The sequence below is a fragment of the Maribellus sp. CM-23 genome, assembly GCF_021354595.1.
In the GTDB taxonomy this organism is placed as follows: Bacteria; Bacteroidota; Bacteroidia; order Bacteroidales; family Prolixibacteraceae; genus Draconibacterium.
Map to the genome: position 1 here is coordinate 447,965 of NZ_JADWYJ010000005.1, position 18,664 is coordinate 466,628.

16 protein-coding genes are annotated in these 18,664 nt (G+C 45.3%); 12 read left to right on the top strand and 4 right to left on the bottom strand.

Going from position 1 to position 18,664, the window contains the following annotated elements; genetic code table 11:
• Positions 1-12: 12 nt before the first annotated feature.
• The 4 genes from INQ51_RS18130 (at position 13) to INQ51_RS18145 (ending at position 3,566) form a co-directional block, all read left to right on the top strand.
• Entirely contained in the window at positions 13-1,353 is a 1,341-nt protein-coding gene (locus INQ51_RS18130; protein WP_233379369.1) for an ABC transporter permease, read from the top strand.
• 334 nt (positions 1,354-1,687) lie between these two features.
• Positions 1,688-2,599: a cysteine synthase A gene (gene cysK, locus INQ51_RS18135; protein WP_233379370.1), complete on the top strand. Its 912-nt coding sequence runs from the start codon at positions 1,688-1,690 to the stop codon at positions 2,597-2,599.
• 140 nt (positions 2,600-2,739) lie between these two features.
• A complete protein-coding gene (locus INQ51_RS18140; RefSeq protein WP_233379371.1) occupies positions 2,740-3,213 on the top strand; it encodes a DUF302 domain-containing protein in 474 nt (157 codons plus the stop codon).
• A gap of 41 nt (positions 3,214-3,254) precedes the next feature.
• Positions 3,255-3,566 (top strand): copper ion binding protein, encoded by a 312-nt coding sequence (locus INQ51_RS18145; RefSeq protein ID WP_233379372.1) that lies wholly within the window; start codon positions 3,255-3,257, stop codon positions 3,564-3,566.
• 302 nt (positions 3,567-3,868) lie between these two features.
• Here INQ51_RS18145 and INQ51_RS18150 read toward each other — a convergent pair whose 3' ends face one another.
• From INQ51_RS18150 to carA, 4 genes are all read right to left on the bottom strand, one after another.
• A complete protein-coding gene (locus INQ51_RS18150; protein ID WP_233379373.1) occupies positions 3,869-5,116 on the bottom strand; it encodes a serpin family protein in 1,248 nt (415 codons plus the stop codon).
• A 324-nt stretch (positions 5,117-5,440) separates the two neighbouring features.
• Complete coding sequence (gene carB, locus INQ51_RS18155; protein ID WP_233379374.1) at positions 5,441-8,671, bottom strand: carbamoyl-phosphate synthase (glutamine-hydrolyzing) large subunit; 3,231 nt, start codon at positions 8,669-8,671, stop codon at positions 5,441-5,443.
• A 68-nt stretch (positions 8,672-8,739) separates the two neighbouring features.
• On the bottom strand, positions 8,740-9,114 hold the full coding sequence (locus INQ51_RS18160; protein ID WP_233379375.1) for a four helix bundle protein: 375 nt from the start codon (positions 9,112-9,114) through the stop codon (positions 8,740-8,742).
• A gap of 49 nt (positions 9,115-9,163) precedes the next feature.
• A complete protein-coding gene (gene carA, locus INQ51_RS18165; RefSeq protein WP_233379376.1) occupies positions 9,164-10,249 on the bottom strand; it encodes a glutamine-hydrolyzing carbamoyl-phosphate synthase small subunit in 1,086 nt (361 codons plus the stop codon).
• Between the two features lie 219 nt (positions 10,250-10,468).
• Here carA and INQ51_RS18170 point away from each other — a divergent pair, with 219 nt between their 5' ends.
• From INQ51_RS18170 to INQ51_RS18205, 8 genes are all read left to right on the top strand, one after another.
• Positions 10,469-10,948: an arginine repressor gene (locus INQ51_RS18170; RefSeq protein ID WP_233379377.1), complete on the top strand. Its 480-nt coding sequence runs from the start codon at positions 10,469-10,471 to the stop codon at positions 10,946-10,948.
• An 8-nt stretch (positions 10,949-10,956) separates the two neighbouring features.
• Entirely contained in the window at positions 10,957-11,613 is a 657-nt protein-coding gene (locus tag INQ51_RS18175) for a GNAT family N-acetyltransferase (protein WP_233379378.1), read from the top strand.
• Positions 11,614-11,705: 92 nt separating this feature from the next.
• Positions 11,706-12,899, top strand: coding sequence for an argininosuccinate synthase (gene argG, locus INQ51_RS18180; RefSeq protein WP_233379379.1), 1,194 nt, complete (start codon positions 11,706-11,708; stop codon positions 12,897-12,899).
• A gap of 82 nt (positions 12,900-12,981) precedes the next feature.
• The gene (gene argC / locus INQ51_RS18185) at positions 12,982-13,950 is read left to right on the top strand and encodes an N-acetyl-gamma-glutamyl-phosphate reductase (RefSeq protein WP_233379380.1); all 969 of its coding nucleotides are present in this window, start codon (positions 12,982-12,984) and stop codon (positions 13,948-13,950) included.
• Positions 13,951-14,037: 87 nt separating this feature from the next.
• On the top strand, positions 14,038-15,192 hold the full coding sequence (locus INQ51_RS18190) for an aspartate aminotransferase family protein (protein WP_233379381.1): 1,155 nt from the start codon (positions 14,038-14,040) through the stop codon (positions 15,190-15,192).
• Positions 15,193-15,224: 32 nt separating this feature from the next.
• Positions 15,225-16,025, top strand: a complete 801-nt coding sequence (proC, locus tag INQ51_RS18195) for a pyrroline-5-carboxylate reductase (protein ID WP_233379382.1) — start codon at positions 15,225-15,227, stop codon at positions 16,023-16,025.
• An 83-nt stretch (positions 16,026-16,108) separates the two neighbouring features.
• Positions 16,109-17,212 carry a glutamate 5-kinase gene (gene proB, locus INQ51_RS18200; protein WP_233379383.1) on the top strand — a complete coding sequence of 368 codons (1,104 nt, stop codon included), beginning with the start codon at positions 16,109-16,111 and terminating at the stop codon, positions 17,210-17,212.
• A gap of 195 nt (positions 17,213-17,407) precedes the next feature.
• On the top strand, positions 17,408-18,658 hold the full coding sequence (locus INQ51_RS18205; protein WP_233379384.1) for a glutamate-5-semialdehyde dehydrogenase: 1,251 nt from the start codon (positions 17,408-17,410) through the stop codon (positions 18,656-18,658).
• The last annotated feature ends 6 nt before the right edge of the window (positions 18,659-18,664 follow it).

Sequence of the window (18,664 nt, forward strand, 5' to 3'; positions counted from 1 at the left end):
AAATAAAGAACAATGAACAATACATTTTTAATCCTGAAACAAGAGTATTTGAAAAGGGTCCAAAAGAAATCCTTTATCATTCTCACGATATTGATGCCCATTCTGATTGCCGGTGTATATGCGCTGGTGATCTATTTTTCGGTGAAAGACGACACGCAGGAAAGAACAATCGCAGTATACGATGAGTCGTCGCTATTTTTGGGCGAGTTCGGAGACCAGGGAGCTACCAAGTACCACTTTGTTCCGAAAGAAGAATACACCGAACTAAAAGGTAAGTTAAAGGGCAGTGGCTACTATGCGGTGCTGTATATTCCCGGAAATATTTACACCAACAACCAGGCGCAGCTGGTATCAGAAAAACAGTTGCCCCTGGAGCTGACCGAGCAGATTGAGCACCGGATGAGCCGCTTTATCGAGAACGACAAACGGCAGAAGGTGATCGATGATTCGGGTATTCCCGACCTCGACGAGCGGCTGAAACAAACGCGTACTTCGGTCCGGCTGAATACCTTAAAACTGTCAGAGTCAGGAGAGGCCAAAAAAAGCTCATCGATTGTGGCATTTATTGCCAGTTATGCGATGGGGATCATCATCTACTTTTTTGTGTTTATGTACGGTGCCATGGTGATGCGCAGCGTGATGGAAGAAAAGAAAAGCCGCATTATCGAGGTGATCATATCGTCGGTAAAACCTTCGCAGCTGATGGCCGGAAAGATCATCGGTACGGCGCTGGTTGGATTAACGCAGGTAGCCATTTGGGTAGCTTTGGGCGGTATCGGACTTTTTGTAGTGCAGGGATTTTTTGCACCTGAAGCCGCTCAGCAAATGGGGCAAAGCCTCATGGAAGCGCAGGGTGGCATGAACCCCGCCATGGCACAGGCTGCCGAACCCAATAAGGTGAACGAAATCATGGAAATGATCGGTAACCTGAATATTCCGCTGATCCTGTTTTCGTTTGTATTTTATTTCCTAGCCGGTTACCTTTTGTACAGTTCGTTGCTGGGCGCCGTTGGTGCCGCTGTCGACAACGACGAAGATTCGCAGCAGATGGTTTTCCCGGTGACTTTCCCGCTCATCCTTTCGATCATGTTGCTGTTTCCGATTGCCAAAAATCCCGAAGGACAGCTGGCATTCTGGACATCGATCATTCCGTTTACTTCGCCTGTTGCTATGATGGCACGTATTCCTTATGGTTTGCCAACCTGGGAAATTCTGCTTTCGATGGCGCTGTTGGTGTTGGCAACCGTGGGAGCCATTTACGCCGCTGCGAAAATCTACCGCGTAGGTTTGCTGATGTACGGGAAAAAGGTGAATTTGAAAGAGCTTATCAAGTGGTTGCGGTATAAAAATTAAAAAATCTCAAAAAAAGAAGGATAATCCTTTGTGTGTTATTTAGATTTAATAAAAATTACCTATATTGCTCAAATTATGACAATAATCATGTACCATACTTATATGTGTTGCTGTTCGGAAATTTCCGGAAAGGTATTGTCGTAGTGTAAATTGAACTTAGTCGAGTGACGATAACAAGGCCTTTCCGAATAACGGGAAGGCTTTTTTATTGGCATTTATTGGGAAGAAACATATAACTCAAAAAATAGAACAAGATGAAACAGGTTCCAAACAGTCGGCAGACCAAAGGAAAGGTGGCATCTTAATCCGTAAAGGAGAAATTAAAATTAACAAGATGAGAGCACAAAACATTCTTGAAACGATTGGCAACACGCCACATGTGAAGATTAACCGATTGTACCCCGAAGGATACGAGGTATGGGTAAAAGTTGAAAAAACAAATCCGGGGGGAAGCATCAAAGACCGTATTGCGCTGTCGATGATCGAAGATGCCGAAAAGAACGGCATTCTGAAAGAAGGTTCGGTAATAATTGAACCCACTTCCGGAAATACGGGTATCGGATTGGCGCTGGTGGCTGCGGTGAAAGGTTACCGCCTGATCCTGACCATGCCCGAGTCGATGTCGCTCGAAAGACGTCGTGTGTTGACTGCTTTGGGTGCCGAACTGGAACTTACTCCCAAAGAAAAGGGAATGAAGGGAGCGATTGCCAAAGCCCAGGAGCTTTCGGCTGAAATCCCGAATTCGTGGATTCCGTTGCAGTTTGATAACCCGGCCAACGTGGCTGTTCACCGCGACTTCACGGCACAGGAAATCATCAACGACTTCCCGGAAGGTTTTGATTACCTGATTACGGGTGTGGGAACCGGTGGCCATATTTCAGGAGTGGCAGAGGTTTTAAAGGCAAAATTCCCAAACATTAAAGTGTTTGCGGTAGAACCCGATACCAGCCCGGTAATTGGCGGAAAAGATCCGGGGCCACATACTATTCAGGGAATCGGGGCAGGCTTTATTCCGAAAAACCTGAATACAGAGTTGCTCGACGGAACCATTGAAGTGGGCAAGGAAGAGGCTTTTGAATACGCACAAAGAGCGGCTAAAGAGGAAGGGCTTTTTGTGGGGATCTCTTCGGGAGCTTCGCTGGCAGCAGTCGCCAAGAAAATCAAGGAACTGCCCAAAGGCTCAAGGATTCTTACCTTCTCGTACGACCATGGGGAAAGATACTTATCAATCGACGGATTGTATTAAAGAGGGAGCCGGTTAGTTTTAACTGGCTCTCAATCGTTTTGGGACAAGAAAGTTCGGGGCGTTGGAGAACGTGTCAATGTAGTTGATCGAACAAAAGTCCAAAAACAGTTGTTTCTTTCGTAATCAATGAACTTTAAAATATGAAGAAAGGAGCAGCTATGTTTTTAACAGGATTACTTGTAGGAATTGGCCTGTCGGTTATTTTGATCGTGGTGGTTTTACCCCGGCAAATGTTTGTAATTAACGAAAGCAAACTTGGTTTTGACGAAACGGTGGAAGCCATCTCTCAATCGGTTCAGGAAAATAAATGGAGTATGCCGCATGTGTACGATTTGCAGGCAACCATGAAAAAGAACGGATTTGAAGTAAAACCGGTAAAGGTGTTTTCGCTGTGTAAGCCGGAACATGCCTACAAAATTCTCAGCGACGATGACGAGCGAATGGTATCTGCTTTAATGCCGTGCCGGGTTGCAGTGTACGAAAAAGGTGGAAAAACCTATGTGTCGATGTTGAACTCGGGACTTTTTTCTAAATTGATGGGGAAAAAGGTGAAGGAAGTGATGGGAGATGCCAGTGCCGAAAACCTGCAGATTCTTGATCCGGTAATTAAGTAGTCGATTGAACGAATAAGAATAAAAATCAAAAACTAACAGAAATGAAGAAAGTATTGTTTTTACTGCTTGCCATTGGTCTGTTTGCCTGTGGTTCGGCAGAAAAGAAGACGGATACAAAGTCGGCAACTCCGGCCGAGGCGACGGAAGTTTCGCTGAGTATTGGCGGTATGACCTGCGAACATTGTGTGATGTCAGTGGAAAAAGGGATCGGCAGTTTGGAAGGAATTGAAGCCGTGAAGGTGACGCTCAGTGATTCAACCGCCGTGGTGAAATACAACGCTTCGGTGTTGAAACTCGACGATATTAAGGAAGCTGTAAAAAAGCGTGGCTACGAAGTGAAATCTACCGAATAGGCTTGTTTTTAGTCGGTTGAGGAAAATAATCGGCTGTATTTCTTTTATGTTTGGGTAGATTTTGTATATTGAGCCAATGTGATGAAATAGAAAACATGAAAACAAACAACAGGAAATTAGAAACCAGGGAACGGGGTCCGGTTTGGAAAGCAAAAATCGGCCTGCATTCCGGGATTTCTGACAAGACGTTTACCGTCTTCAGAAAATCCAAAAAGTGGGAAACGTACATCTATCTGAATTAAATAAAAGCTCCGGTCGTTTGACCGGAGCTTTTTTTATGTTGGCCTTAGGGTGTTGGGGGCTTATTCATCCAATGGGTTATAAACCGTACCAATAAACAACAACGTATTGGTGGTTCGTTCGCGGATGGCGAAAATAAACGGTTTGTCAAAGTATACGGTAGGTGTTCCTCCGCCTACTGATGTTAATTCGAATCCGATGGTAGTAACGGCAGCAGCTTCTGTCCCTTCTTCATTTACATCCACAAAAGTGTTTTGTTTTACGAAAGAAATAAACGTGGCAACATCGCTCAGGTTTGAGAAATCAGCCGCGTTTGGGGAAAATGCATCTTGCATTCCCAGATTTGTGAGGCTTTCATTCAGTTTTTTCTCGTACTTGAATTTGAATTTCGGCAACAGTACGTTGTATTCCATTTTATCTTCCTGCTGGTCGAGTCCCGAGGTGATTTCTTCGTAGGTTTCTCCGGTAAATATGGGTAGCATTCCGGGCAGACTTTCGTTGGGTAAAATAAGGTCCATTACAAAATTATCGCGGCCATAGCTGAGTTCGTATGCCGAGAATCCATTTCCGTTGTATCTTCTTAGCGGAATTCTCCCTGACATGGTAGGAACATCTATGCTTTCTCCGTTGCTGAGTGTAAAAGGCAAGTCCTCGGTAGCATCTTTTTCAAACTGCTGTGTCCAGTCGCCTTTAAAATACACTGCGTTTAGCAGAAACATTACTGCAGCGCCTGAAATTTCATTTAAAACCTTGTCGATTTTTCCGTTTGTATGATCCGATGCCCAGCCGTTGATTCGTTTTAAGGTGTTGACCACGTCGCTAAAATCGACTCCTTCAATATCTGCCTGGTAATCGGTTTTCATGGCCTCTTTGTACGAAGGTTTTACCGGAAATCCATTTCTGTAAAACATGGCATTGGCCAGGTTAAGCGTCACTTTGTTGTCGGCTTCAAGTAATTGCTCCACCAGTGTTTGGTAAAGCTCATTTATTTCTTCCTGAGTCAGGTTGTTATAGCCGAGCATGTCGCGCATTTGCGTAAAAGTATTGCCACCAGCACCGTTCATGGCCATGTTCAAAGCTATGTTGGCGCTAAGGGGCGAAAGCATCATGTTTTTCTGTTCTTCACCGGCTACCTCTGTAAAAAGCGAAACGCCAAAATGGTTGCTTCTGGTTAACACCTCGGTGGCGTAGTCGGGAAGTACGATGGATTTGGGCTCCCTGGTTTCGGGTTGATCGTCGTCGTTGCTTTGCTGGCAGCTTAGCAGCCCCATAATCATGAAGACAAGAAGAAGCGTAACATTTGTTTTCATCTCATTAAAATTGTTTATTTAGTTAGTATTCGATGGAACTCCCATGATTTTAATTATACCTGTTTGTGGCAATTCTTCGTCATGGTCGTTTCATAGTCAAGTTTTTGAATGATAGATTTTTTACTTAGATGGATTTGCTTGGGAAATGGTTGCTTTGTGTTCGGAATTTATTTTACAAAAGAGACTCGTTCTTTATGTATTGATTGAAATAAAGAACGAGTCTTTAAGCTCAATTTAGGCTGCTCTAAGAGTTGGTAAAACTGAAAAAGCTCCGGTCAAACGAATGTTGACCGGAGCTTTTTTCTGCTTGCAATTTGGCTGATACTATTTGTATTCGTCCCAGCTTTTTATTTTGACATCTTCCAGTGTGTATTTGCAAATTGCGTAAAGGAAAGCACTTGCCACACGGGCATTGGTAATCAGCGGAATGTTGTAGTCGATGGCACTTCTACGGATGGTATATCCGTTTTTTAACTCCCGATTGGTATGGTTTTTCGGGATGTTGATTACCAGATCGATTTTCTTCTGTTTAATGTAGTCCAGCGTATTGGGCGACTGTCCTTCTTCGTCGGGCCAGTAAATCAGTGTATTTTCGATGCCATTGTCGCGGAAGAACTTGTGTGTTCCTTCGGTGGCAAAAATGTTGAAGCCACGCTCTGCCAACATCCGGGCACTGTTGAGCAATTCCAGTTTTCCGCGTGAAGGTCCGGAGGAGATCAGGATGTTCTTCTTCGGGAAATTGTAGCCTACTGACAGCATTGATTTGAGGATAGCCTCGTAGAAATTCTCCCCGATACAACCTACTTCCCCGGTCGACGACATATCCACACCCAGTACAGGGTCGGCTTTCAGCAAACGTGCAAACGAGAACTGAGGTGCTTTTACTCCCACATAATCCAGTTCAAACAGCGACTTGTCGGGTTTCGGAACATCGATTCCCAGCATCACTTTGGTCGCAATCTCAATCAGGTTGAGCTTCATTACCTTCGATACAAACGGGAAGCTTCGCGAAGCACGCAGGTTACATTCAATTACTTTTATGTCGTTGTCTTTAGCCAGGAACTGCATGTTGAAAGGCCCGGTAATTTCGAGACCTTTGGCAATCTGACGGGCAATTTTCTTCACCCGGCGGATGGTTTCCACGTACAGTTTCTGTGGCGGGAACACGATGGTGGCATCTCCCGAGTGCACCCCGGCAAATTCCACATGTTCCGAAATGGCATAAGCGATCATTTCTCCGTTGTTGGCCACCGCGTCAATTTCAATTTCCTTGGCATTTTCGATGAACTCTGTTACTACTACCGGATGTTCTTTCGATACGTTAGCCGCCATTTCGAGGAAGTGTACCAGCTGATCGGGGTTGGAAACCACGTTCATGGCGGCTCCCGAAAGTACGTACGACGGACGGATCAACACCGGGTAGCCCACTTCGTCCACAAACTTGTGAATGTCTTCGATGGTAGAAAGCCGTGCCCAGCGTGGCTGGTCTACACCCAGGCTATCCAGTAGCGAAGAAAACTTCTCGCGGTCTTCCGCATTGTCGATTTTAACCGGCGAAGTTCCCAATACCGGAACATTCTGCCCGTGGAGTTTCATTGCCAGGTTGTTTGGAATCTGTCCTCCCATCGAAACTACCACTCCGTGCGGATTTTCGAGGTCGTAAATATCCATTACGCGCTCAAAACTCAGCTCATCAAAATAAAGCCGGTCGCAGGTATCGTAGTCGGTACTCACCGTTTCGGGGTTGTAATTGATCATTACCGCGCGGTAGCCCTGCTCTTTAATAGTGTCGATAGTGTTTACGCTACACCAGTCAAATTCCACCGAACTTCCGATACGGTAAGCACCGGAGCCGAGGACTATTACCGATTTATGATCTCCTAAATAATGAACATCGTTTTCGGTACCGTTGTGCGTCAGGTACAGGTAATTGGTTTGAGCCGGATACTCGCCAGCCAGTGTGTCGATCTGTTTTACCACTGGAACAATGCCATTTGCCTTACGGTAATCACGGACACGCAGTAAATCGCTGAAAATTTCTTTTACCGAACTTTTGATCACCAGCCGGGCAATCTGGAAGTCGGAGAAACCCGCTTGTTTGGCCGCTTTTAGCAGAGGTGTCGGAAGCTGCTCCAGTTCGTTTACCTGGCGCAGTTCCAGTTTTATTTTGTAAATGTTGTTTAGCTTTTGCAGGAACCAGCGGTCGATCTTGGTCTTTTCGTGAATCTCGTCGATTGAGTAGCCTTTGTTAAAAGCTTCGGCGATGGCAAAGATCCTGCGGTCGGTCGGGTTGCTCAGCTCTTGTTCTATTTCCTGGATGTTGATCTCTTCGCGGTTGCCAACAAATCCGTGCATGCCGAGTCCCACCATGCGGATACCTTTCTGAATGGCTTCTTCGAAGGTACGTCCGATGGCCATGATTTCGCCCACTGATTTCATTGAGCTACCGATGTTTTTGGAAACGCCTACGAATTTACTCAGGTCCCAGCGCGGGATTTTTACCACACAGTAGTCGAGTGCGGGTTCAAAAGCGGCAGTGGTAACTTTAGTTACTGAGTTTTTCAGCTGATGCAGGCCGTAACCCAGCCCCAATTTTGCAGCCACAAATGCCAGCGGATAACCGGTTGCTTTTGAGGCCAGTGCTGAAGAGCGGGATAGACGTGCGTTTACTTCAATTACGCGGTAGTCTTCCGAATTCGGGTCGAGAGCAAACTGAACGTTGCATTCGCCCACTACACCTACACGGCGGATGATTTTTATGGAGATTGCTCTCAGTTTATGGTATTCCGAGTTGGAAAGCGTTTGCGAAGGTGCTACCACAATACTTTCTCCGGTGTGAATTCCCAGCGGGTCGAAATTCTCCATATTACACACCGTGATACAGTTGTCGTATCTGTCGCGTACTACTTCGTATTCAACTTCTTTCCAGCCTTTAATCGATTCCTCTACCAGGATTTGCGGGGAATAAGAGAAAGCACTTCCTGCGAGTTTCACCAGTTCTTCTTCGTTTTCGCAGAAGCCGGAACCAAGTCCTCCGAGGGTGTAAGCAGCACGGATAATGATCGGGAACCCAACTTGTTTTGCCGCCGCTTTGGCCTCTTCCATGTTAGCAGCTGCAATGCTTTTAGGTGTTTTTACGTCAATTTCTGCCAACATTTTGGCAAAAATGTCGCGGTCTTCAGTATCGATGATCGATTGCACCGGAGTTCCCACAACTTCCACGTTGTATTTTTCGAGTACGCCCGATTTAAAAAGTGCCACTCCGCAGTTAAGCGCAGTCTGGCCACCAAAAGCCAGAAGAATCCCTTGTGGCTTTTCCTTTTTTATAACTTCTTCCACAAAATGCGGGGTTACCGGCAAAAAGTAAATCTTGTCGGCAATGTTGTCCGAAGTCTGGATGGTGGCAATGTTCGGGTTGATCAAAACCGTTTCAACTCCTTCTTCTTTCAGCGCTTTTAATGCCTGCGAACCTGAATAGTCAAATTCACCGGCCTCGCCAATTTTCAGGGCACCCGAACCCAGTACGATCGCTTTTTTAATATGTGTATGTATCATGATAACTATTGATTTTCGAATGATGATTAACGATTGAAGATTTTTGATTGAGTGGCCTCAATGCAACCTTAATCGTTGTGTTCTACACTTCTGTTCTTTTTTGCTGTTTCAATGCTTTTAACAAAGATGGATATCAATTCGTTGTTCTCAATAAAACATTCTTCCAGTAAATCTACTGTCTTAGTAAGGCCGGAATACTTTATAATCTTGAGTGCAACAAAGGTTTCCCTAAGTTCTTTAAGGCAAATGCTCATTTTATGAATGAAATCTTTTTTAGATTCAGCACTCTGAGCTTCGCCATAATTCAGAGCAGGAGATGTTCCTGAACGGACAATTTGATTTTGCATGTGACTGCCAACCGGAGAATGCGGTAATGTTTCTGCCAGCCTGATAATCATAGCTGCGAACTTTATCAACCTTTCCTCCAAATCAAATCTGTTCATCTCTTTTTTTCGTTCTTAATTCTTAAATCGTTAATCGATATTCTGCGGTTCAAACCTGTTTTTTGTATTCCACAATATTTTTGATGAACTCGTCGAACAAAAACTCGGTGTCAGTTGGGCCGCTCGATGCCTCGGGGTGGAACTGAGTAGAGAAGAACGGCTTGGTTTTGTGCCTGATTCCTTCGTTGGTCTCGTCGTTCACGTTGGTGAACAATGGCTCCCAGTCTGCCGGCAATGTTTTGGTGGCTACCGCAAACCCGTGGTTCTGGGAAGTGATGTAACATTTGTTGGTCCCTTCCAGAAGTACCGGCTGGTTGTGGCTGCGGTGACCGTATTTCAGTTTGTAAGTGTCAGCTCCGGCAGCGCGCGCCAGCAGCTGGTTTCCGAGGCAAATCCCCATAATCGGTTTCTCTTCGGCAATCACTGTTTTGATGTATTCTACAGTGGCATCGCACATGGCCGGGTCGCCGGGTCCGTTGGAGATAAATACGCCGTCGTATTCTTCTCCTGTAAAATCGTAATCCCACGGAACACGGATTACGGTGGCATTCCGGTCGATGAGGCAGCGGATAATGTTGTTTTTTACCCCGCAATCGATCAGCACTACTTTGTGTTCCCCTTCGCCATAAACTTCGCGTTCTTTGCAGCTGGCAACGGCAACCAGGTTTTCCTTGTTGGGATCGTAGAAGTCGATTTCTTCATCAAATTCGATTTTTCCCAGCATCGAACCTTTCTCACGTAAAATTTTTGTTAAGGCTCTGGTGTCGATGTCGAATAAGCCCGGAACTTCGTATTCTTTCAACCAGTCGGATAAGCTTTTTTCAGCATTCCAGTGACTGAACTCAAACGAATAGTCAGAAATGATCAAACCAGTGATATGCAGTTTGTTCGATTCGTAAAATTTATGGATCCCGTTTTCTTTTTGGTTGAACGGAACGCCGTAATTCCCAATCATTGGGTAAGTCGAAACCAGAATCTGGCCTGTGTACGACGGATCAGTCAAACTCTCGGGATAACCGGTCATTGCTGTATAAAACACTACCTCTCCAGCGACTGATTTTTCGCTTCCGAACGATTTTCCAACGAAAACAGTTCCGTCCTCCAATGTTAATTTTGCCTGTCTTACTTTAAACATATTCCGATATGATATTAAAAAAAATGCGTTTGTTCTAAAATCGACAAACGCATTTCAGTTCTCTTCTATAGATATTTTCTGATAAGTATTCCACATAAATAATGATCGTAACATTAAGCCAAAATCAAAATCGTTGCAAAAATAGTAATTATTCTGAATAAATTAGTTTGATTCTAAATTGAAATGAATATTTTTACATCGAAAATGAATATTTATTCAATGAAGAATAAAGTACAAAGACAACTTGAAATCAGAAAAATAATTCAGAACGGGAAGGTTCAGAGTCAGGAAGAATTGTTGGGTACTTTGAAGAGCAAAGGTTACGAGCTGACACAGGCAACCCTCTCGCGCGACCTGAAGGTTTTGCAGGTGGCCAAAGTGCCGCATCCGGTGCTGGGATATATTTATACCATTCCCGAAAACGGAGCCCCTGTTTCGCTGGCAGAGCAAACGCGGGTGAATTACCTGGCCGATGGTTTCAAGGATTTGCAATTCTCGGGTAGCCTGGCGGTTTTGAGAACTCTGCCGGGTTATGCAAGCAGTATTGCGGCTGTCATTGATAGTTCAAATACATGGGAGATCATCGGCACAGTGGCGGGTGATGATACCATATTAATTATACAGAGGGAAGGAATTTCAAAAAGTGATTTGATGGAGGCATTAGTGAAAATAATGCCAAAGCTGAAAGAAAAGTTATAAGAACAAGCATGAAAAGTTTGGATAATATTAAGGTTGAGGTGGCCAGTGAGGAACACCTCAAATTTGTTGACGATATAAACGATGCCATTGATGAAGCCTCGAAAAAGAGGGGAACGGGTATCGCTCGCCGAACATATGAATATCTCTCTTCCAAAATGCAGGAGGGGAAAGCCATTATTGCTATTGAAGGGGAACAGTTTGCTGGGTTTTGCTATATCGAGACCTGGCAGGAAAAAGGTTTTGTAGCCAACTCGGGTTTGATTGTGCGTGAAGAGTACCGCGGAATTGGCCTGGCTAAAGCCATTAAAAAGAAAGCCTTTGAGCTTTCGCGGCAAAAGTATCCGAATTCAAAAATATTTGGTTTGACCACCGGTTTGGCGGTAATGAAGATTAATCACGAGTTGGGATACCGCCCGGTAACATTTTCTGAGTTAACTTTGGATGACCAGTTTTGGAAGGGATGCCAGGGGTGTGTGAATCACGATATACTGGAGCGGACAGGCCGTAGTAAATGTTTGTGTACCGGCATGTTGTACGATCCGGCCTGGGAAAAACCGGTAGTTAATGGTAGTCCGATTAAAAAGCGCAGTCTTTTGGATCTGATTCCGCGGATTAAGCCGGGTTTGGCAAATAAAAAGAACAAATTACTGAAAAAGAATAAATAAGAGAGTGACCGCACTGTAGAGGGAACAGACAGCTACAGATTACCTGGAGGGAGTAAGTTTTGCTGTCACTCTTCTTTCAAGAAAAATATATCATGAGCAAAAAAGTGGTTTTGGCATTTAGCGGGGGGCTCGATACCTCGTTTTGCGTAAAGTATTTAAAAGAGGAAAAAGGTTTTGATGTTTATACAGCCATCGCCAACACAGGAGGTTTCTCGGATGAGGAACTAAAGGCGATCGAGCAAAGAGCGTTGGCTCTGGGGGCTGTTCAGCACGTTACCCTCGATGTTACCAACGAGTATTACGAAAAGTGCATCCGATACATGGTTTTCGGAAATGTGCTCCGAAACAATACCTATCCTATTTCGGTAAGCTCGGAGCGCGCGTTTCAGGCCATTGCCACCATTGAGTATGCCAAGGAAATTGGGGCAACTGCCATTGCGCACGGAAGTACCGGTGCCGGAAACGACCAGATTCGTTTCGACCTTACTTTCCAGGTGCTGGCGCCCGAAATAGAAATTATTACGCCTACCCGCGATTTATTGCTGACCCGTCAGCAGGAAATTGACTACCTGAAAAAACACGGGTACGAGGCGGATTTTTCCAAAATGGAGTACTCCATTAACCAAGGGCTTTGGGGCACCAGTGTTGGCGGTAAGGAAACGTTGACTACCGATAAAAATTTACCGGAAAGCGCTTACCCGAAACAACTGGAGACAACCGACGAACAGGTAATTGAACTCGGTTTTGAAAAAGGTGAGTTTGTGGCATTAAACGGCGAGTTTTATGAAAATGGCCCGGAAATTATCCGTGCACTGGAAGAAATTGCATCGAAATACGCCATTGGCCGCGATACGCATGTGGGAGATACCATTATTGGCATTAAAGGCCGCGTTGGTTTTGAGGCCGCAGCGCCGCTGATCATTATCAAAGCACATCATTTGCTCGAAAAACATACGCTTACCAAATGGCAGATGTACTGGAAAGAACAGCTGGGCAACTGGTACGGAATGTTCCTGCACGAAGCCATGTACCAGGAACCGGTAATGCGCAACATCGAGGATTTTCTGGAATCGACACAGGAAAAGGTGACCGGTAAGGTGATCGTGAAATTGCGTCCGTATCATTTCGACCTGGTAGGAATTGAGTCGGAACACGATCTGATGAATTCCGGATTCGGACAATACGGCGAAACAGTGGAAGCCTGGACCGCCGAAGACGTAAAAGGATTTACCAAAATTTTGTCGAACTCGTTGAAGATATACAACAAGGTAAACGGAGATTTATAAGAATTTTGAATTTCGATTGACGAATGCCGATAGATGAGAAAAATCTGAAATCTTAATTCGTTAGTCATCAATCGCCAATCAAATGGTTAAAGTTGGAATTATAGGAGGAGCCGGGTACACAGCCGGTGAGTTGTTGCGTATTCTTATTCATCATCCGGAGGCGGAGGTGGTGTTTGTGCAGAGTACAAGTAATGCCGGAAATGCTGTTTCAAACGTGCATGTTGACTTGCTGGGCGATACCGACCTGGTTTTTACGGAAGAAATGCCTTTTGAGAAGGCAGATGTGATTTTCCTGTGCATGGGGCACGGAAAATCGAAAGAATTTGTGGAGCAAAATAACCTGCCCGAAAGTCTGAAGGTCATCGACCTGAGTCATGATTTTCGTCTGAAAAGAGCAGGAAACGATTTTATATACGGTTTGCCCGAGTTAAACCGCGAAGCCATAAAATCGGCCCAATACATTGCCAATCCGGGCTGTTTTGCCACCGGAATTCAACTGGCATTTTTGCCTTTGGCCGAGAGAGGTTTGTTAAAAGACGAAGTACATGTTCAGGCCATTACCGGTTCAACCGGCGCCGGACAAAAGCCTACTTCCACGTCGCATTTTAGCTGGCGTAACAACAACCTGTCGGCCTATAAAATTTTTGAACACCAGCACGAAGGCGAAATTCTTCAAAGCTGGAAACAGTTGCAACCCGGTTTTGAGAGCGGTTTTAATTTTGTTCCGATTCGCGGAAACCATACGCGTGGTATTTTTGTTGCCGCTTATACCAATTACAATGGTTCGCTCGAAGAGGCAACCGAGATTTACAAAAACTATTACGCCGGTCATCCGTTTGTTTTTGTGGTAGACGAAAATCCATCCGTAAAACAGGTGGTGAATACCAATAAAGCCGTTGTTTATCTCGAAAAACACGGTGATAAACTGGTGGTGATTACGGTAACCGATAACCTTTTGAAAGGTGCTTCCGGGCAGGCGGTTCAGAATATGAACCTGATGTTCGGACTGGATGAAAAAGCAGGACTGGGTTTAAAACCTGTTGCTTTTTAGTAAAAAAATGAGAATTAGAAATTAATAATTGGAGGAAGAACTGTTCCGGCTTTGTGCTTTCAGCTTTGTACTTCCAACTTGAAGAATATGAAACTATTTGATGTATACCCGCTTTTTGACATTACCCCGGTAAAAGCCGAAGGGTGTTATGTTTGGGACAAGGATGGAAACAAGTACCTCGATTTGTACGGAGGACATGCGGTAATTTCCATTGGCCACAGCCATCCGGCCTATGTACAAAAAATTTCGGATCAGTTGTCGCAGATCGGATTTTATTCCAACTCTGTTCAGAATCCGTTGCAACACGAGTTGGCGGATAAACTGGGCAAGGTTTCCGGATGCGATGAATACAGTCTTTTCCTTTGTAACTCGGGTGCTGAAGCCAACGAAAATGCCTTGAAGCTGGCGTCGTTTATCACCGGTAAGAAAAAGATTATCAGTTATAAAAAAGGGTTTCACGGCCGGACTTCGGCAGCGGTAGCGATTACCGATAACCCGAAGATTGTGGCACCGGTAAACGAGAGCCCCAACGCGGTAATTCTTCCGTTTAACGATATTGAAGCCACTGAGGAAGTTTTGAAAAACGGCGATGTAGCGGCTGTAATTGTGGAAGGGATCCAGGGAATCGGCGGAATTCGCCTGCCGGATATCGCCTTTTTGCAACAGCTGAAAAAGCTTACCGAAAAATACGTGGCTGCCTTAATTCTGGATGAAATTCAGTCGGGTTACGGACGTAGCGGGCGTTTCTTTGCCTTTCAGTATGCCGGAATCAAACCGGATATCATTACCCTCGCAAAAGGAATGGGCAACGGTTTTCCGATTGGTGGTGTGCTGATTCAGCCCGAAATTGAACCCTGGTACGGAATGTTGGGAACCACTTTTGGGGGGAACCACCTGGCTTGTGCAGCAGCCATTGCTGTGCTGGATGTAATTCAGAACGAAAGTCTGGTAGAGAATGCCGAGAAAACAGGGAACTACCTGATGGAAAGCCTGACGGCGATGGACGGCGATTTTGAAGTGCGTGGAAAAGGTTTGATGATTGGGATGGAGTTTCCGTTCCCGATCGCTGAAATTCGTAAAAAGCTTTTGTTTGACTATGGCATTTTTACGGGTGTTTCGGGGCAAAACATCATCCGTTTGTTGCCGCCGCTTGGGTTAACAATTGCGCAGGCCGACGAATTTTTGGCCGCCTTTGAAGCCGTTTACGCAGATGTTTCAGCTACGTTTGCTGAAAAGAAATAGAATGTAAAACATGAACGACTAATTTGCCGGTTATGAACAACAAAAAAATAGCAATAATAGGTGTAGGAAACATGGGGGGCGCTATCGCCATTGGTCTCGTGAAGTCCGGTTTTGTGCCCGCTTCCGACATCTCGGTTTCCGACCGAAAAGAAAGCACACTCGCTAAATTAGCTGAGTTGGGCGTCAACACTTTTACCGATAACCTGGAGGCAGCCAAAAATGCCGAGGTGGTGATTGTGGCTGTAAAACCGTATCATATCGAAGGCGTGCTCAAAGAAATCAAAGGAGCACTTTCGGCAGAAAAGATCTTGATTTCAATTGTTTCCGGAGTAGGAATGAACGAACTGGCAGAAATGGCCGGGACCGACATCCCGATTTTCAGGGTAATGCCCAATACAGCGATCGCACTGCGCGAGTCGCTGACCTGTATTTCAGCCAACGGAAACACGGCTCCGCATAAAGATTTTGTGGTGGAGATGTTTAACAATATGGGTAAAACGGTTGAAATTCCGGAAGAGTTGATGGCGGCTGCAACCGTTCTTTCTTCCTGCGGAATTGCTTACGCATTGCGTTACATTCGTGCTGCCATGCAGGGAGGAATCGAGATTGGCTTTGGGGCAGAAATGGCCCAGTTTATTACGGCTCAAACCGTAAAAGGAGCTACCGAACTGCTTTTGCAATCGGGTCATCACCCGGAAAGGGAGATCGATAAAGTTACAACCCCGATGGGCGTGACCATTACCGGGTTGAACGAAATGGAGCACAAAGGTTTCAGCGCCTCGCTGATACAGGGAGTACTGGCATCGTACAAAAAAATTGCTCCAACAAAGTAAAGAACAAGGCAGCGGTTCGGTAGAATTGCCGGCCGCCGATAAATAAAATTGGTACCCCTACACCAATTTGGAGATGAAGAAAAATGCAATTTCGATATAAAAAAATAACCATAAAAGTTGGCAGCAATGTATTGGCCAAATCCGACGGGACATTGAATGTGTCTCGCATCGCGCATTTGGTTGATCAGATTGCTTTTCTGCACAAAAATGGAGTGGAGGTTGTGTTGGTGTCTTCCGGGGCGGTGGCTGCCGGACGCGCCGTGATGCAGCCTTGCAAAAAAACAGACGCCGTATCGCAACGCCAGTTGTGGGCTGCCCTGGGACAGGTGAAACTGATCTCACGTTATTCTGATTTTTTTCAGGAAGACGGCCTGGTTTGTGCCCAGGTGCTTACCACCAAAGAGAATTTTTCGAGCCGTGGGCATTACCTGAACATGAAAAACTGTTTCAGCACGTTGCTTGAAAACAAAGTGATCCCGATTGTAAACGAGAACGATACAATTTCGGTTACCGAGCTGATGTTTACCGACAACGATGAGCTCTCGGGACTGATCGCTTCAATGGTGGATTCCGAAGCCCTGATCATTCTGAGTAACATCGACGGAGTTTATAATGCCCACCCCAAAAGTGAGGATGCAAAGCTGATCGAACGAATTGAAATTACAGACAACGAAGCTCAAAATGCGATTTCTTCCGAGCGTTCGAATTTTGGCCGCGGCGGAATGCTGACCAAGTTCAGAATAGCCAAAAAAGTGGCCGGCGACGGAATTGGAGTACACGTGGCCAACGGTACCCGCGATAATGTACTGATTGATTTACTTGACGTTCAGCAATCGTTAAAGCATACCTTTTTTGTTCCCAACGAAAAGCCATCGAGTGGCGTAAAAAAATGGATCGCTTATTCGGATGGCTTTGCAAAAGGACAGATTGTAGTGAATGCTGGTGCGGTTAATGCACTGACTTCGGAAAAGGCAGTTAGCTTGCTGCCGGTGGGTGTGGTGCGTATAGATACCGAATTTAAAAAAGGCGACCTGATCAAAATTCTTGACGAGAAAGGAGAAACGGTGGGACTTGGGAAGGCCGCTTACCATTCAGAAAAATTAGAAAAGGAAAAACTGTCGGAGAAACAACGACCGGTAGTTCATTACGATTATTTGTACCTCGAAAATAAGAACGGGGCAAGTTAAAACTGAATTATAAAAGGACAGATTATATGTAAAAACAGCTCAGGGTAACTTTCAACAAAAGCCGGTTCAACGGCAATCATTCATTCTCCCTTTTTTTGATGCCCTAATTGATAACGTATTCTGAGCTCCCTCTCCCTCCCCCGGGAGAGGGTTATTTCGAAACCAGTGCTTTTTAAAGCCATAATAAATAAAGAAATGAAGATCGAACAACAACTGAAGAAAGTCCTTGAAGCATCGCGTCAGCTCAATCTGGTTGAGAACGATCGCGTGAAGGAAGTGTTGCTGGAAGTAGCCGCTCAGGCCCGGGCAAATACCGCTTATATTCTGGAAGAAAACCAGAAAGATCTAAGCAGGATGGACCCCGAAGATCCCAAATACGACCGCCTGAAACTTACGAAGGAAAGGATTGAAGGAATTGCCTCCGACATGGAGAACGTGGCTTTGCTGGATAGCCCGGTTGGAATAACGCTGAAAGAAATGGATCGTCCGAATGGCTTGAAAATCAAAAAAGTGACGGTTCCGTTTGGGGTGATCGGTATTATTTATGAAGCGCGTCCGAATGTTACGTTCGATGTGTTTGCGCTTTGCCTGAAGTCGGGTAACGCTTGTGTGCTGAAAGGTGGAAGCGACGCCATTGATTCGAACCAGGCCATTGTTTCGATCATTCAGGATGTTCTGAAGAAATTCGGATTAAACGAAAATACAGTTGCTTTGCTGCCGGCGGGCCGCGAAGAAACCAACGAAATGTTACGTGCACATGGTTACATCGACCTGATCATTCCGCGGGGAAGCCAAGGACTGATCAATTTTGTGCGCGAAAATGCCACTATCCCGGTAATTGAAACAGGGGCCGGAATTTGCCATACCTATTTTGATGAGTTTGGAGATGCTGAAAAGGGTCGCGAAATTATTTTCAATGCAAAAACACGCCGTCCGTCGGTTTGTAATGCCTTGGATTGTTTGGTGATTCATGAAAGCAGGTTGAATGAACTTCCGGCTTTTGGTACAAAGTTGCTCGAAGAGAAAGTAGTGATTTATGCCGATGAGCGCTCGTACGAAGTATTGAGAGGAAAGTATCCCCAGGATTTGCTTTTTCAGGCTACTCCCGAAAGTTATGGTACGGAGTTCCTGTCGCTGAAAATGTCGGTAAAAACCGTGGATAGTTTTGACGAGGCCGTTTCGCATATCAGTCAGTACAGTTCAAAACACAGCGAAGCCATTGTAAGCGAAAACGCTGAGCGTATCGGCACTTTCCGAAAACTGGTGGATGCATCGGCAGTGTATTCCAACGCATCAACTGCTTACACCGACGGAGCTCAGTTTGGGCTGGGGGCAGAGATCGGGATCAGTACGCAAAAGCTGCACGCACGGGGCCCGATGGCCCTGGAAGAATTAACCAGTTATAAATGGATTGTTGAAGGAAACGGGCAGGTAAGGCCCACTTAGTTGTAA

What these genes read in the sequence shown, in the direction of transcription:
- INQ51_RS18130 (WP_233379369.1), top strand. Translation starts at nt 13, where the DNA reads ATGAACAATACATTTTTAATCCTGAAACAAGAGTATTTGAAAAGGGTC.
- proC (WP_233379382.1), top strand. Translation starts at nt 15,225, where the DNA reads ATGAACAACAAAAAAATAGCAATAATAGGTGTAGGAAACATGGGGGGC.
- INQ51_RS18170 (WP_233379377.1), top strand. Translation starts at nt 10,469, where the DNA reads ATGAAGAATAAAGTACAAAGACAACTTGAAATCAGAAAAATAATTCAG.
- carB (WP_233379374.1), bottom strand. Translation starts at nt 8,671, where the DNA reads ATGATACATACACATATTAAAAAAGCGATCGTACTGGGTTCGGGTGCC.
- INQ51_RS18175 (WP_233379378.1), top strand. Translation starts at nt 10,957, where the DNA reads ATGAAAAGTTTGGATAATATTAAGGTTGAGGTGGCCAGTGAGGAACAC.
- cysK (WP_233379370.1), top strand. Translation starts at nt 1,688, where the DNA reads ATGAGAGCACAAAACATTCTTGAAACGATTGGCAACACGCCACATGTG.
- INQ51_RS18145 (WP_233379372.1), top strand. Translation starts at nt 3,255, where the DNA reads ATGAAGAAAGTATTGTTTTTACTGCTTGCCATTGGTCTGTTTGCCTGT.
- INQ51_RS18205 (WP_233379384.1), top strand. Translation starts at nt 17,408, where the DNA reads ATGAAGATCGAACAACAACTGAAGAAAGTCCTTGAAGCATCGCGTCAG.
- INQ51_RS18150 (WP_233379373.1), bottom strand. Translation starts at nt 5,116, where the DNA reads ATGAAAACAAATGTTACGCTTCTTCTTGTCTTCATGATTATGGGGCTG.
- carA (WP_233379376.1), bottom strand. Translation starts at nt 10,249, where the DNA reads ATGTTTAAAGTAAGACAGGCAAAATTAACATTGGAGGACGGAACTGTT.
- INQ51_RS18190 (WP_233379381.1), top strand. Translation starts at nt 14,038, where the DNA reads ATGAAACTATTTGATGTATACCCGCTTTTTGACATTACCCCGGTAAAA.
- proB (WP_233379383.1), top strand. Translation starts at nt 16,109, where the DNA reads ATGCAATTTCGATATAAAAAAATAACCATAAAAGTTGGCAGCAATGTA.
- argG (WP_233379379.1), top strand. Translation starts at nt 11,706, where the DNA reads ATGAGCAAAAAAGTGGTTTTGGCATTTAGCGGGGGGCTCGATACCTCG.
- INQ51_RS18140 (WP_233379371.1), top strand. Translation starts at nt 2,740, where the DNA reads ATGAAGAAAGGAGCAGCTATGTTTTTAACAGGATTACTTGTAGGAATT.
- argC (WP_233379380.1), top strand. Translation starts at nt 12,982, where the DNA reads ATGGTTAAAGTTGGAATTATAGGAGGAGCCGGGTACACAGCCGGTGAG.
- INQ51_RS18160 (WP_233379375.1), bottom strand. Translation starts at nt 9,114, where the DNA reads ATGAACAGATTTGATTTGGAGGAAAGGTTGATAAAGTTCGCAGCTATG.